Raw genomic sequence first — 13,193 nt, 5'->3', positions numbered from 1 at the left:
ATTGGATATTCAGTCGACTTTTGACTATTAATATTAGACATTAATTATATATAATTCAGAAAACGCTAATCAAAGGAGATGTTCGATGACATTGAATGCTGCCCTGCGCCTGATGGCCGGTACCGTTGTGCTGATAAGCCTGGCACTTAGCCAATACCACTCTGCCCTCTGGCTCTGGCTGACTGCCTTTGTCGGTTTCAACCTGCTGCAGTCTGCCTTTACTCGCTGGTGCCCCGCCATCACGGTGTTTCGCTTGCTGGGCCTGAAGGAAGAGGTGTGTGACTCCAAGGGCATGAGCGTCAACCAGGGCGTTCATATTATTGCCGGCACTCTGATTCTCGCCACAAGCTTGCCCGTAGTATTGGGCATGGTCGGCCCAACCCTTTTGATCCTGCCGCTGATTATTGGGCTTAGCTTGATTCAGTCAGCCTTTACCGGCTGGTGCCCTGCCATTCTTATCGCTCGCATGATCGGATTCAAACCGACTCATCGCGCCTGACACCACACCTGCCGACTGTGCTCAACAGCACAATCGGCAGGCTCATTCTCTCCGGGCGTGTTAAACTTGCGACTCTTGCCCGGATAATGGAGTGGGTGTTCACGTGATTCTGAAACTGGCGTTGCGTTTGCTGCCGTTGCTGTTGCTGCCGGTTCCGTTTTTGCTGCGTGATCAGCTCCACCTGCTTACGCCCGGTCACCAGCTGCTGTTGAATACCCTACCCTGGCTTTTGGCGCTGATGGTGATGCTGTTGGCTATCGGCTTCAAGCATGGCCGAATTCTCCTGCTGTCACTGCACTTTGCCTGTGCCGCCACCCTGCTGCACGCCACGGCCGATGCCGGCCCCGACAATCCGGCCAGTTATGTGCTGCTGGTTTTGCTGAGTCTGTTCTGGCCTTTGGGCCAGGTTGTATTACTGCTTCTGCCTGAACGAGGCCTGCTGTCTCGCAGCGGCATGCTTCGCTGCGGCTGTTTGATTGTCATCTATCTTGTCCCGGGACTTATCTGGCTTGAGTCTCCCCAACTGCTGACACAGTTGCTGCCGCATCTGCCACTGGCATTACTCAACTTTATTGCTCCGGGACTGGCTCTTCCAACAGCTGCCTTCTGGTGGAACCTGCTCCTGTTGCTGCCCATCTGCCTTCTGCGATTGCGGCGACAGCCTGTAGATACGCTGGCAACTGCTGCACTGTCGTTCGCATTCCTGATCAGCCTTAGCCAGCCGGGACAACCTTTGCTCAACAGCGGCTATCATCTGCTAGCACAACTGTTACTGATTGGCGCTTTGATTCATCACGGCTACGGTATGGCCTTTATTGATACACTCACCGGCATTCCCGGTCGCCGCGCACTTGAACATTATCTCATTGGGCCAGGCCGACACTATTCGATTGCCATGTTGGATATCGATCATTTCAAGAAATTCAATGACCGCTATGGGCATGACATCGGAGACCAGGTATTACGGATGGTTGCATCACAGTTGAATCTGGTGCGCGGTGGCGGCAGGCTGTTTCGCTATGGTGGTGAGGAATTCACAATTGTGTTCAAGCGCCGCTCGGAGCAGGAAGCCTTTGATGCACTTGAGCAGGTACGCCAGCGTGTTGCCGACTACCCGATGAAGATACGTGATCAGAACCGGCCGGAGGATGATCAGAGTGGTCGCAATCAGCGAGGCAGCAACTCCTCTGATACCAGCATCGTAAAGGTGACGATCAGTATCGGTGTATGTCAAAACAAAGCTGGTGAAACACCGCGGGAAGTCATAAAGCGTGCCGATCAGGCTCTCTATTTGGCTAAGGAACGGGGCCGGAACTGCACTCAGGCGGGCAACAACAAGCCGGCTGCTAAGCGTCGCAAGAGCCGCACCGACTTTGCCAGAGCCTGAGTCGGCTGTGGTGCATCCCTGCACCGACAGCCCCTGTTTCAACGGTTACCGTAATCCTCGGCTATTTCTTCAATGTGTATCGGTTCTTCCGGCATCTCGCCAGCGTGTTCCTGCAATGCCTTTTTCGAGCGGCGCTCCAGCAGCAGGTAAAGAATGATACCCACAGCCAGCCCATAGGCTGCACCGTAGACTGACAGCACAACCCCCATGGTGCCGGCAACACCCATGGAGGTGGCGTTATCGATCTGTTCAACGCCCACACTGATACAGAGATAGCCGGTGATCAGCAACGTCAGGGACAGGGCAATCGGCAGCACAGGCTTGAACAGGGTCACCAGTGGCAGCATGAACAGTGCAATAAACCCGACAATCCAGAAGATGCTGGCCCCGCTGTAGATGGTATCCATCGCCTTGCGACCGTAACGATAGCGCTCCGCAATGGTCGCCATCGCACCAGTGAACAAGGGGCCAGCCAGACCCGGATAGGGGGCCAGCAGCGAATGCATCAGGTTACGCATGGCGGTAACAAGGTGCACCCGGTCAACATTGACTTCAATTTTTTCATCAGGGCGCAGGTGGTCCACACGGTTGAGCAGGCTTTTACCCACGATGATATCGCCGAACGCGATAATATAGGCGATCACAGCGGTCGGAATTGCCATCCAGACCATCTCAAGGGATGGCAGGCCAACACCGAATACGGTGTAGTCCAGCACCTTGTCAAACGCAGGTGCAGACAGGCCAAACTGGACCTCAGGAATTGGATATTCGCCTACGGCCCAACCGATGGCCATCGCCACCAACGCACCCGGGACCATACCATAGCCGGCGATTACCCTTGCCCAGCGGTGTTTTTCCGTCCAGTCACGAAATGACAGTGAAAACAGAACGTACCCGGTCACGGCACCACCGATGATCAGTGAAACCGGCGTTTGCTCAAGTCGGCCACCCGCCACAATTTCACCGGATATGGCGGCAATACCCGCTCCCATCAGAATGCCACCCTTGATCGAATCCGGAAACATGTCGACAAGCTTGCTGCCCAGCCGCGTAATGCCGAGAACAAAGAAGATCAGGGTGACGACCAGCTGCAGCCCGATCAGTGCACGTATTGCTTCGGGGCCGGGCTCAAAATTGCCAAGAAACAGCACCACCACCGGAATCGCGGGTGTTATCCATCCCGGCACCATCGGAACTCCCAACACGGTTGGCAGCATAAAGCCAAAACCGCAGATCACCACAAACGCCAGTGCCACATCGTAAGGTAGACCCAGATACTGCTCCAGCAGCGGTATCATCGCCATGCCAACCACGAACATGATCAAGGCCTGGATGGTTTCTGGCCATTCCCAGCGATGGTGAATGAATGGCAGACGAATTTTGAAAGGGCCGAACTTCCAATACGGATGCTCCTCCCCATGCTTTCGCTGATAGAGTTCCATAAGTGCTCCTCTGGCATTGACCAGTGTTTTATTTCTATTTAAGGAAAACAGGGGGCTCCCCAACCCCCTGACAACAAGCAGGCGGAACGTTATAGGCGAAGGCAAAGCAAGTCGAGATGTCAACAATCGACTTTAGTCGCGAGCTGCACCAAAGTATAAGGGTTTACCCTAAATCAGCGTCACATACACGGGCGCGGGGGTCTGAAGTGTCGGCACGTTATGACATAAGAGAAGACTAATATTCGTTCTAGGTATATTAGTTAAATTGGATTAACTGTAGTGATAGGCTAGAATTGCCAACAAATAACAAGATTGGAGTATTGTGACGTGACTCACACGGACCACCGCCCTGCCGAACCTGCCCCACAGTTAAGCCCTGACAGCATCGAGATGATGAAGCAGAATGCAGCATCTGCCGCGAAACTGATGCGCGTGCTGGGCAACGACAGTCGCCTGCTGATTCTGTGTCACCTCGACGGCAAGGAGTTGTCCGTATCTGAGCTCAATCGCTGCCTTGATCTGAGCCAGTCAGCCCTGTCGCAACATCTGGCCGTGCTGCGCCGGGATGGATTGGTACGTACCCGACGCGAGTCCCAAACCATTTTTTACTCGCTCAACGGTAACACCGCGATCACCATTATACGCACCCTGCACGACCTGTTTTGCCCCCATCAGCCCTGATATATGTCAGCCAGTGGGCATTGTCTGGATCAACAACATATAAAGACCGGTACCGGACAAAATGCTGATCAGCGGATTGCGCAGCAGCCAGTGCAGCGCAGTCACAAGCCCCAGCGACAACAGCGAGGGCAATAGATATTGCCCCGTCATCAACGCATCCCTCAATGCGTACAACAGCAGCAAAACCATCAGCACAGGTGGCAAATAGCGCCCAAGGTGCTTCAACAGCGGGTGGTCAGCCCAACGATAAAGCAGCACAAAAGGCAGTGCTCGTGTCAGAAAGGTGGCCAGAGCAGCCACGGCTATGACACTCAGAAGATACGCAGTCGGCTCCACGCCTCTCCTCCTCTGGCCATGATCAACAATGAAACGGCCATTCCTATGGATAACATCAGCATGTTGTCGGCACTGATCAAAAGCGCCAGCAGGCCGATTACCAGTGCCAGAACAAACACACCCGGTCGGCGTACCACTCGATATTGTTCCAATGTCAGCACCAGGAACAGTGCAGGCAGCGTGAACTCGATACCCGCCGTTGAAAAGCTGATTTGCCCACCCAGCCAGGCCCCCAGGGTACAACCGATCACCCAGTAGAGGTGATTCAGCAGTGCCAACCTGAACTGAAGCCGAGCACGCATTCGATCACAGCCGGCCTGCAGCATGGTCAGCAGCGAATAGGTTTCGTCGGTCAGGGCGTAGATCAGATACCAACGGCGCGAGCCCTGCAGTGTGAGGTTACTCAAGAGTGACAGGCCATATACCATGTGACGGGCATTCAGCAACAGTGTAGCCACGAACACTTCAAGCAGACCTGCCTGATTGGCCAGCAGGCCCACTGCCATGAACTGGCCAGCCCCGGCATAGATCACCAGCCCCATCAGGGCTGCATACAGCCAGTGATACCCCAGCTCGGAAAACAGGACGCCAAAGGCCATCCCCAGCGGTATATAGCCAAACAGTACCGGCAACGAAAGACGGAAAGCGGATTGATCGGGTTCGGTTGCTGTGCTCATAATACGTAACAATACCGGACGCCCACTCGGGAGCGTCCTGTCGGCTGGATTGGTCGGTCAAGGAGATCAGTGCTGCAGGCGGTAGATCTGCCAGTCTTCAGTGGGCTCGTTCAGCATCATTTTCATATCAACCACATCCTCTTCCATGTTGTAGCTGATCTTGAAGCCAAGCTTGCGAGCTAACCCCTGCATACCTTTATTGCTGGGCATGGTGGACCCCACCAGCTGCAAAGTGCCACGACTGGTGCAGTAATCGATGGTTTTCTGCATCAGCATTACCCCAAGCCCTTCGCCCTGCATGTCGTCCCGGATCACGATGGAAAACTCGCTGCGTATATTATCGGCATCGGTCACGGCTCGCACTACCCCCAGGGTTTCAAATCCTGCACCACTGAGTTTCGGTGCCGACACAATGAAAGCCATTTCACGGTCGTAGTCGATCTGGGTCCAGTTGGCCAGCTCCGCATGGCTGGGCACACCTCGACTGTAAAAATAACGCAGCCGGATCGACTCCGGGCTAAGCGAGTTGAAAAACTCCAGGTGAGCCGGCTCGTCCTCACCACGAATGGCGCGCAGAATCGCCTTGCGTCCAGAGCGACGCAGAGAGACATTCTCGCTGAGATGTTCCGGGTACGGAGATATCGACAGCCTCGCGGCCTCACCCAGCGATACGGCGCAATCGACGGCCAGCAGCCCACGCTTGTTCAGCAGCAGCGGATTGATCTCCAGACATTTCAGTTCAGGCAGATCAACCACCATCTCCGACAGTCGTATCAGTAGCTCACACAGATGATCAACATCACGCTCAACCTGATAACTGTTTTCGCTGATGATGTTGTACACCCGCGAGCGCTTGACCAGCTGACGCGCCAATGCGAAGTTCAGCGGCGGCAGCATGATATTGCGATCGGCCAGTACATCAATCGCATAGCCACCCACACCGAACAGAATCAGTGGGCCAAATACGGGATCACGGGTCACACCCACATTGATCTGGAGGGATTGAAAGCCACGTTTCATCTGTTGTACCACGAAGCCGTGGGTCTGCTCTGGCTGGTACCGTTCACTCACTCTGTAGGCCAGCTTGGTGGTTGCATGGCGCACTTCGCTGATGGAATACAGATCCAGCGCCAGATCACGCCAGCGCTGGTAGGCGCTACTGTCGTAAAAGAAGGGGTACAGATTGTCCTGGTGCAGCGCCTTGACGGCTACCGAACCGCCCATCTGCCGTGCCAGCTCCACGACCCCGGCGATATCATCGGCATAGCCGGTGTTGGGTGTCGGGATTTCGTACAGATCCAACAGATCACTGGCTTCAGAGTGGGTCAGATAGTCCCGCCCCTCTGCATGCGCATCCTGCAGCATCTGCCGCGCCCGCTTTCGATTTGGCAGGTTATGCAAATGGTATGGCGCCGGCGTCTGGCGCATGGCGGCCTGATTACGGTGGTAATCAACCATCTGCATAAAGGCGTCCACCGACTCTTCCGGGGTCATAAAGGTGGGAATACCAGCTGCGTTGCAGTGGTTGCGTGCCTCGATGGCCGAAAAGCGGCCCATCCAGCAGGTCAGCACATTGCGCGGCGTCTTGCGTGCCACCTTGATCACCTCATCGGCTGTCGCAACGCTGGCAGCCATGCGTGTCGGTGCATGAATGGTCAGTACTGCATCAACGTTAGGGTCCTTGGTCAACAAACGAATGGCTTCGGCAAAACGTTCCGGGGTCGCATCGGCGTTGAGATCAACCGGGTTACGCCCATTCCACTCGGCCGGCAAAATGGCCTCAAGTGCGGTCCGAGTCTCTTCGGTAATTTCACTCAGCTTGCCCTGCTTGCGCAGCAGTCGATCATTGGCCAATGCGTTGGGGCCCATACCGTTACAGACAATGGCGAGGCGCTCACCGCGCATCGGTTTCATTCGTGACAGGGTTTCCAGTGCATTAAACAGCTGGTCCGAGGTTTCAACCCGCACGGCGCCGGCTCGGCGCAGGGCCGCATCATATACACGGTCTTCATCATCAACGCCGGGGGCCAATTCCACCGACATACGACCGTCCTGAATGATATTGGATTTGAGTACCAGCACCAGCTTGTTGCGGGACGCAGCCCGTACCGCTGAGACAAAGTCGCGCGCAGAACCGATAATACGATCCATCTGCAGCAGAATGGCATGGGTGGCGGGATCTTTTGCCAGATAGTCGATAATGGCCGGCAGATCGACGTCAACACCCTCACCCAGTGTAAGAAAGTGGGAGAAACCGATCTCCTGCCCACTGGCCCAGTCAATCATGGCCGTGCCCAGCAGCCCTGACTGACCAACATAGGCCACCTTGCCCTTGCTTATGTTCACATGCGCGTAGCTCGCATTGAGCTTTGATCCCGGTACCAGCAAACCCATGCAGTCTGGGCCCAGAATGCGAATGCCATAAGGGCGCGCGGCCTCGCGGACCTCTTCGCGCAGTGAACGGGAATGATCACTGTCCGAGTTGCTCAGCCCTCCGGTCAGAATCATGGCTGCCTTGACCATATTGGCGCCAAGTTTGCGAATGATACCCGCCACGCTTTCAGGCGGTGAACAAATAATGGCCAGATCCGGCATTTCAGGCAGGTCTGACAGCGATCGATAGCAATGAACACCGTTAACCTGCTCATACCCTTGAGCATTGACCGCCATCAGCTTACCCGCATAACCACTGTCCAGCAGGTTACGCAGCACGATTCCGCCCATGCTGTCCTCGCGCTCGGAAGCACCGAAAATGGCAATGGATTCGGGTTTGAAGAAGCGTTTGAGGTATTTGGTCGACACTCGCTTTGATCCCCTGATCGCCGGCTGCGCCGGTGTGCATTCAAGCATAACGTAATATAAGCTATTCTATATTTTTCGCACCTGCAGCAAAAGTCGAAAAGTGAGGTTATTGGCAATTCGACTTTGGGTTAAAAAATAGTCATACACCGCCCCTATACTGACTGTTACTCTTAACACTAAGGTTCCGGGCCCCCACCGGACAAGAAAGGAGATTCGAATGACCCGCATGCCACTACCGGACATTAAGAACAGCATAGACCGTGTCATCCATGCCATCGAGGGACGTTACACCAACGGCATGTCGCCCGCCTCTCTGACCCTGGCCTACATGGACTGGCTGATCCATACCAGCCATTCACCAGGCAAAATGAACGAGATGCGTGAGAATATGGTGCGCAAGCTCAGTGCATTTTCTCTCTGGGCCGGCCGCGCCAGTCTTGATGCCAACGCACCCCCTTTCATCAAGCCACTGCCGGGAGACCGTCGCTTTCGTGACGAGGCCTGGAAACGCTTTCCCTACAATGTGATGTCACAGGGTTTTCTGCTGCAGGAACAGTGGTGGCACTATGCGACAACCGGAATTCCCGGCGTTGCTCCCCACCATGAGAATATGGTGTCGTTTGCCGCGCGCCAGTGGCTTGACCTGTTCTCGCCGACCAATTACCCAATGACAAACCCGCTGGTGGTAGAGAAAACTGTTAATACCGGCGGCCAGAATCTGGTACAGGGACTGCAGAACATGCTGGAGGATATCCAGCATAACCTGTTGAGTGAAACGGATGATATCGACCCCGAATTCATGCCCGGCAAGAACCTGGCGGTAACACCCGGCAAGGTGGTGTTCCGTAACCGCCTGATTGAGCTGATTCAGTACTCGCCCACAACCGACAAGGTTGCCGCCGAGCCGGTTCTGATTACACCCGCCTGGATCATGAAGTACTACATTCTTGACCTGTCCGAGCACAATTCCATGGTCAAGTACCTGGTCGACAAGGGCCACACAGTCTTCATGATCTCCTGGCACAACCCCACCGCCCAAGACCGTGACATGGGCATGGGTGATTACCTGCGCCGTGGTGTGATGGACGCACTGAAAGTGATCAACTCGGTGGTACCTGAGCAGAAGGTACACCTTGTCGGCTATTGCCTTGGAGGCACGCTTGCCACCATTGCCGCCTCGGCCATGGCACGAGACAACGATGATCGCCTGAAATCACTCAGTCTGTTTACGGCACAGACCGACTTTACTGAAGCCGGCGAGCTAATGCTGTTTATCGATGAAAGTCAGCTCAGCTATATGGAAGACCTGATGTGGGACCGCGGCTATCTGGATACACAGCAGATGGCCGGTGCCTTCACGCTGCTGCGTTCCCATGACCTTATCTGGTCGCGAATAGTCAGCGAATATCTACTGGGTGAACCGCCACACATGAACGACCTGATGGCCTGGAACGCCGACTCCACCCGCATGCCTTACAAAATGCACTCTGAGTATCTGCAGCGCCTGTTCCTGAAAAACGACCTTGCCAGCGGGCGTTTCCGTGTGGGTGATCGTGCCATCTCGCTGCGAGACATTCGCGTTCCCGTTTTCTGCGTCGCAACCCAGACCGACCATGTGGCACCGTGGCGATCTGTCTACAAGATCCATGACCTGATGAACACTGAAGTGACATTTGTACTCACCAGTGGCGGCCACAATGCCGGTATCGTCAGCGAGCCCGGCCACCCGAGACGCAGCTATCAGGTGGGTGTTCAGACTGCAGAAGACAAACATATTCCGGCTGATGACTGGCTGGTTCGTCATGAGAGCCAGGACGGCTCCTGGTGGGTGCCCTGGTGCGAATGGCTGGACAAGCACTCCGGCAGCAAAGTTGCCCCCCCGACCATGGGATCAAAGGAATATCCACCACTGACAGTGGCACCCGGCACCTACGTTTTCGAAAAGTAATCCCCAAGGGCTGCCAACCGGCAGCCCTTCTCCTCTCCTGATAGCGCATCCTCGTCTTTTTTAATCCAGGCGATAGCAATTTTTTATTTTGAAGCCGACCGGCCACTGAACTATATTCGCGGAAGTGGAGACGGGGCTCAAACCCAGTCATGACGCGGCCTCGGCGGCAACCTTAAAAACCGGTCCGAAATCGCTCCCACACCCATGACGCGGCCCTGCCGCACCTGTTAAACCTGATAAATGAGATCATGTCGATGGGCACCAAAATCCGTGTCGATCAAGTTGCAGATGACGATCTGGACGACTGGAACGAGCAGTTTACCGAAGAGGAAGAGATCGGCCGCAGCCGTGTACGCTATAACGGCAAGCGCCGCCGCCAGATCGAAGACCTAATGGAAGAGCGTCGTCTGATGCGCCAAATTGGCGACATCTTCGACGACCAGGATCTCTACCTGCATTAATCCTTGAATTACGCAGCAAAGAGTCTAGTCCTCTTTGCTGCTTCCTTCCTGCTGTTGCGTAAGTACTGACACGAAATCAGGCTCCTGCGACAGTGACAGCAGACGCTGCTCCTGACGGCCCTGCTCCCGATACTCATCCGAAATCTGTACAGCCTGTTTCAGATAATCCAGTGCTATGCGGCTGGCCCCCAGGTCAGCATAGGCACAGGCCAGCTGAAAGTAGGCATGACCACTGTCAGGATCTACCGTCAAGGCACGGTTACACAGTGAGATCGCCCACTGATGCTGGTTCAGTTCGAGCGCCGCATCGGCCTTATAGGTTAGCGCTTCCGGATTATCCGGGCGCAGCTCAAGAATACGATCATACAACCGTATTTTCTGCTCCCAGGACGTTTCCTGAGTCGCCTTGACCCATAGGGTCTGAACTTCATTGGTAATCTCCAGCTCATGCTGGTTTTCCTGAATGATGCGGGATTTGCGCAGCAGTTCCTTCTCGACTCGATCAAGCCGCTCCTCATACTCCTGCACCAGTTTGCCCACTTTTTCATCCGCAATGCTCTGTACCCGTTCACGAATCTCACGGATTGAGCTCCAGCCCACAATCAACAGGATCGATGATGCAGCTGCAATCAGATAGAAAAAATAGGTTACCGTGTCGGTGGCATAAGAGATCGAGGTGTTGGCCACCTTCAGCTCACGGTCGGTAATCTCCCGAATCATTTCGACCCGTTGCCGCTCCATGTCGGAGCGCAGCGCCTTGATTTCATCGATCATGTAGCGTTCGATAAACGGATTGTAGAGCGGCTCCTGCAGTTGCTGAACGTGTTGACGCAACTCCTGACGCTGCTCCGAACGCAACTGATCAGACTCGGAAACGACCACTGCCGCCTCGGAGGCGGCAGTGGTGTCAGACGAAGGAGACTGGGCCTTTGCCGATGGCAACGCCAGCAGCAATCCAGCCATCAGCAGCGCACTCAGGCGGCGCATATAACGTCCCCGTGATCCTCCTGTTCGATCAAGGCGTGATGCAACGCACGTACCGCAGGCTCATAATCTTCCTGGTTCACGATACACTGCATCTCAACCTGACGCATGGACTGATGCAGCGCCTGTACACTGATTCCGGCAGCCGCCAATGCGGAAACCGTTTTAGCCAGAATACCAGGCACTTTCAGATCCGAGCCGATGGCCGAGACAATTGCAACCTTGTGCATCGCCACCTCGGCACTCACGTATTTTTCGCTGATCAAGCGCACAGCACGGTTGACCATCTTGCGGTTACCCGCCACAAAATAGGTGATACTGTTGGCGTCGGAATCACGGTTGACAACATAGAGCTTGAGCTCATGCAGCAGGCGCGACAACTCAATGTCGTAGCGCGCCTCGCCCAACATATCCTGATCGAAAATTTCAATACCGAATACATTGGAACGGCCAGCAATAATCTCAACGCAGGGTTTGGCACTGCAGTAATCCGTGCTGATAACAGTACCAGCATGATCAGGCTCGAACGCGTTTTTGATGCGCAGTTCAATCTCCTGTTGACGCAGGCCCTTGGCTGCCTTGGGGTGGATCGCCTCCATACCCAGGTTGGACAGCTGATCGGCCACGTCATAGTTGGTTCGACCAATCGTGACAACATTGTCCAGCCCGACAATACCCGGATCGGCTGTACTGAGGTGGAACTCCTTGTGGATTACCGCCTCGACTGCGCCGGTCTTGGTCGCGATCTTGCTGAAGGTCATCTCGCTGTAACCACGGTCGAAGGTACGCATCAGCCCTTCCTTGCAGTGGGTATAGCCGGTGACAATCGGCATTTCGCGACTGACATCAATGTCAGCAAAGCTCTGTTCGATCATGTCATCAAACGCCAGCGGCTCTTCCTGATCCCAGCCTGAAAGGTCAACAAACCGTGCATTGACGCCAGCCTTGCGCAGCGCAAGCACGCTGTTGTGTGCGCTGTGAGACTCACCAATGGCGGCCAGCATTTCGCGCACCTTCATCAGGTGGTCATCGAGCTGGAAATGACCGTAGGAACAGAGCTCCTCCAGGTTGGACATAATCGCCTCGACATCCCCAATACGCTGGGTAATGAAGGCATCCGCTTGTGTGCGCTCGTCGGTATCACCAAACAGCTCCCGGTTGATCTCGACCATACGTGCCTTTACTTCGGCCAGCGCTTCACGCCAGGCACTTTCGTTTTCGGCGTTGGCAAAGCGGGCATAGGCACCGGGCTCACCGGTTTTCTTGTGTTCAAGGAGCAGATTGGTGATACCGCCATAGGCGGAAACAACGAAGATGCGGTTGTACAATTCCTCTCCGCTGCGGTCACCAATCAGAATAGTGTCCATCAGTTCGCTGAAGCGACTCATTGAGGTGCCGCCGATCTTCTCTACAGTATGCATGTTATATCCTGTTGGCTTCTCTCATGGATTTGCCGTTGAACGGTTGCGCTCTGGTACGACCGGATATCCCTCAGGCGAAGGATATCCGGGGCAGATCAGGCTTCGATCGGGTCTGCATCGATCGGGTAAACGCCGTTCTCGTCATGTACTTCCTTGCCGCTCAGCGGCGGATTGAATACACATGCCAGCTTGAGTTCGGAGCTGGCACGCAGCAGATGCTCGTCATGCTTGTCCAGAATGTACAGTGTACCCGGGCGGATTTGATAAATCTTGCCGTCAGCCAAAGTCTCGATTTCGCCTTCACCGCTGATGCAGTATACGGACTCGAAATGGTTCTGGTACCAGATGTGGGTCTCGGTACCTGCATAGATGGTGGTGATATGGAAAGAGTAGCCACAGTTGTCATTTTTCAACTGCATACGGGTGCTTTCCCAGTTCTCGGATACGACACGACGTTCCGAATTTTCACATTCCTGCAGGGTTCTTACGATCATTGAATCTGTTCTCCGTTGAATTTATGCAGTGTGCGGAGCGCCCGCAGGCGCTCGTGAACTT

Annotated in this window: 12 protein-coding genes; 5 read left to right on the top strand and 7 right to left on the bottom strand. The window is 54.8% G+C overall.

Going from position 1 to position 13,193, the window contains the following annotated elements; genetic code table 11:
• Positions 1-85 precede the first annotated feature (85 nt).
• Both ABIE61_RS00905 and ABIE61_RS00900 read left to right on the top strand, forming a co-directional pair.
• A complete protein-coding gene (locus ABIE61_RS00905) occupies positions 86-499 on the top strand; it encodes a YgaP family membrane protein (RefSeq protein WP_354406010.1) in 414 nt (137 codons plus the stop codon).
• A gap of 103 nt (positions 500-602) precedes the next feature.
• Positions 603-1,886, top strand: a complete 1,284-nt coding sequence (locus ABIE61_RS00900; protein WP_354406008.1) for a GGDEF domain-containing protein — start codon at positions 603-605, stop codon at positions 1,884-1,886.
• A gap of 38 nt (positions 1,887-1,924) precedes the next feature.
• On the opposite strand, the gene ABIE61_RS00895 is transcribed toward ABIE61_RS00900, so the two are convergent.
• The gene (locus tag ABIE61_RS00895) at positions 1,925-3,328 is read right to left on the bottom strand and encodes a xanthine/uracil/vitamin C permease (RefSeq protein WP_206834434.1); all 1,404 of its coding nucleotides are present in this window, start codon (positions 3,326-3,328) and stop codon (positions 1,925-1,927) included.
• 393 nt (positions 3,329-3,721) lie between these two features.
• On the opposite strand from ABIE61_RS00895, the gene ABIE61_RS00890 reads away from it, so the two are divergent.
• Positions 3,722-4,009: an ArsR/SmtB family transcription factor gene (locus ABIE61_RS00890; protein WP_242530195.1), complete on the top strand. Its 288-nt coding sequence runs from the start codon at positions 3,722-3,724 to the stop codon at positions 4,007-4,009.
• A gap of 6 nt (positions 4,010-4,015) precedes the next feature.
• Here ABIE61_RS00890 and ABIE61_RS00885 read toward each other — a convergent pair whose 3' ends face one another.
• From ABIE61_RS00885 to ABIE61_RS00875, 3 genes are all read right to left on the bottom strand, one after another.
• Positions 4,016-4,345, bottom strand: coding sequence for a branched-chain amino acid transporter permease (locus tag ABIE61_RS00885; RefSeq protein WP_091823294.1), 330 nt, complete (start codon positions 4,343-4,345; stop codon positions 4,016-4,018).
• Positions 4,321-5,022, bottom strand: a complete 702-nt coding sequence (locus ABIE61_RS00880) for an AzlC family ABC transporter permease (RefSeq protein WP_354406007.1) — start codon at positions 5,020-5,022, stop codon at positions 4,321-4,323. The genes ABIE61_RS00885 and ABIE61_RS00880 overlap by 25 nt, the downstream gene beginning before the upstream one ends.
• 66 nt (positions 5,023-5,088) lie before the next feature.
• The gene (locus tag ABIE61_RS00875; RefSeq protein WP_354406005.1) at positions 5,089-7,824 is read right to left on the bottom strand and encodes a bifunctional acetate--CoA ligase family protein/GNAT family N-acetyltransferase; all 2,736 of its coding nucleotides are present in this window, start codon (positions 7,822-7,824) and stop codon (positions 5,089-5,091) included.
• A gap of 217 nt (positions 7,825-8,041) precedes the next feature.
• Between ABIE61_RS00875 and ABIE61_RS00870 the strand changes: the two genes are divergently transcribed.
• Both ABIE61_RS00870 and ABIE61_RS00865 read left to right on the top strand, forming a co-directional pair.
• Positions 8,042-9,772 carry a PHA/PHB synthase family protein gene (locus tag ABIE61_RS00870; RefSeq protein ID WP_206834437.1) on the top strand — a complete coding sequence of 577 codons (1,731 nt, stop codon included), beginning with the start codon at positions 8,042-8,044 and terminating at the stop codon, positions 9,770-9,772.
• Positions 9,773-10,026: 254 nt separating this feature from the next.
• Positions 10,027-10,233, top strand: coding sequence for a PA3496 family putative envelope integrity protein (locus ABIE61_RS00865; protein ID WP_091823303.1), 207 nt, complete (start codon positions 10,027-10,029; stop codon positions 10,231-10,233).
• Positions 10,234-10,257: 24 nt separating this feature from the next.
• Here ABIE61_RS00865 and ABIE61_RS00860 read toward each other — a convergent pair whose 3' ends face one another.
• The 3 genes from ABIE61_RS00860 to ABIE61_RS00850 all read right to left on the bottom strand — a co-directional run bounded on the left by ABIE61_RS00860 (position 10,258) and on the right by ABIE61_RS00850 (position 13,132).
• The gene (locus ABIE61_RS00860; protein ID WP_091823306.1) at positions 10,258-11,220 is read right to left on the bottom strand and encodes a TPR end-of-group domain-containing protein; all 963 of its coding nucleotides are present in this window, start codon (positions 11,218-11,220) and stop codon (positions 10,258-10,260) included.
• The gene (locus tag ABIE61_RS00855) at positions 11,208-12,638 is read right to left on the bottom strand and encodes an aspartate kinase (RefSeq protein ID WP_091823310.1); all 1,431 of its coding nucleotides are present in this window, start codon (positions 12,636-12,638) and stop codon (positions 11,208-11,210) included. Before ABIE61_RS00855 ends, ABIE61_RS00860 begins: the two co-directional genes overlap by 13 nt.
• 95 nt (positions 12,639-12,733) lie before the next feature.
• Positions 12,734-13,132 (bottom strand): ectoine synthase, encoded by a 399-nt coding sequence (locus ABIE61_RS00850; RefSeq protein WP_091823313.1) that lies wholly within the window; start codon positions 13,130-13,132, stop codon positions 12,734-12,736.
• Between the last annotated feature and the right edge of the window lie 61 nt (positions 13,133-13,193).

Source organism: Marinobacterium sp. MBR-111 (assembly GCF_040547585.1).
GTDB lineage: Bacteria > Pseudomonadota > Gammaproteobacteria > Pseudomonadales > Balneatricaceae > Marinobacterium > Marinobacterium iners.
This window is presented reverse-complemented; position numbering and strand designations above follow the sequence as displayed.

Bases quoted from the DNA above. Each gene is read 5' to 3' on its own strand.
- ABIE61_RS00870 (WP_206834437.1), top strand. From the start codon at position 8,042: ATGACCCGCATGCCACTACCGGACATTAAGAACAGCATAGACCGTGTC.
- ABIE61_RS00890 (WP_242530195.1), top strand. From the start codon at position 3,722: ATGAAGCAGAATGCAGCATCTGCCGCGAAACTGATGCGCGTGCTGGGC.
- ABIE61_RS00850 (WP_091823313.1), bottom strand. From the start codon at position 13,132: ATGATCGTAAGAACCCTGCAGGAATGTGAAAATTCGGAACGTCGTGTC.
- ABIE61_RS00860 (WP_091823306.1), bottom strand. From the start codon at position 11,220: ATGCGCCGCCTGAGTGCGCTGCTGATGGCTGGATTGCTGCTGGCGTTG.
- ABIE61_RS00865 (WP_091823303.1), top strand. From the start codon at position 10,027: ATGGGCACCAAAATCCGTGTCGATCAAGTTGCAGATGACGATCTGGAC.
- ABIE61_RS00905 (WP_354406010.1), top strand. From the start codon at position 86: ATGACATTGAATGCTGCCCTGCGCCTGATGGCCGGTACCGTTGTGCTG.
- ABIE61_RS00880 (WP_354406007.1), bottom strand. From the start codon at position 5,022: ATGAGCACAGCAACCGAACCCGATCAATCCGCTTTCCGTCTTTCGTTG.
- ABIE61_RS00855 (WP_091823310.1), bottom strand. From the start codon at position 12,638: ATGCATACTGTAGAGAAGATCGGCGGCACCTCAATGAGTCGCTTCAGC.
- ABIE61_RS00895 (WP_206834434.1), bottom strand. From the start codon at position 3,328: ATGGAACTCTATCAGCGAAAGCATGGGGAGGAGCATCCGTATTGGAAG.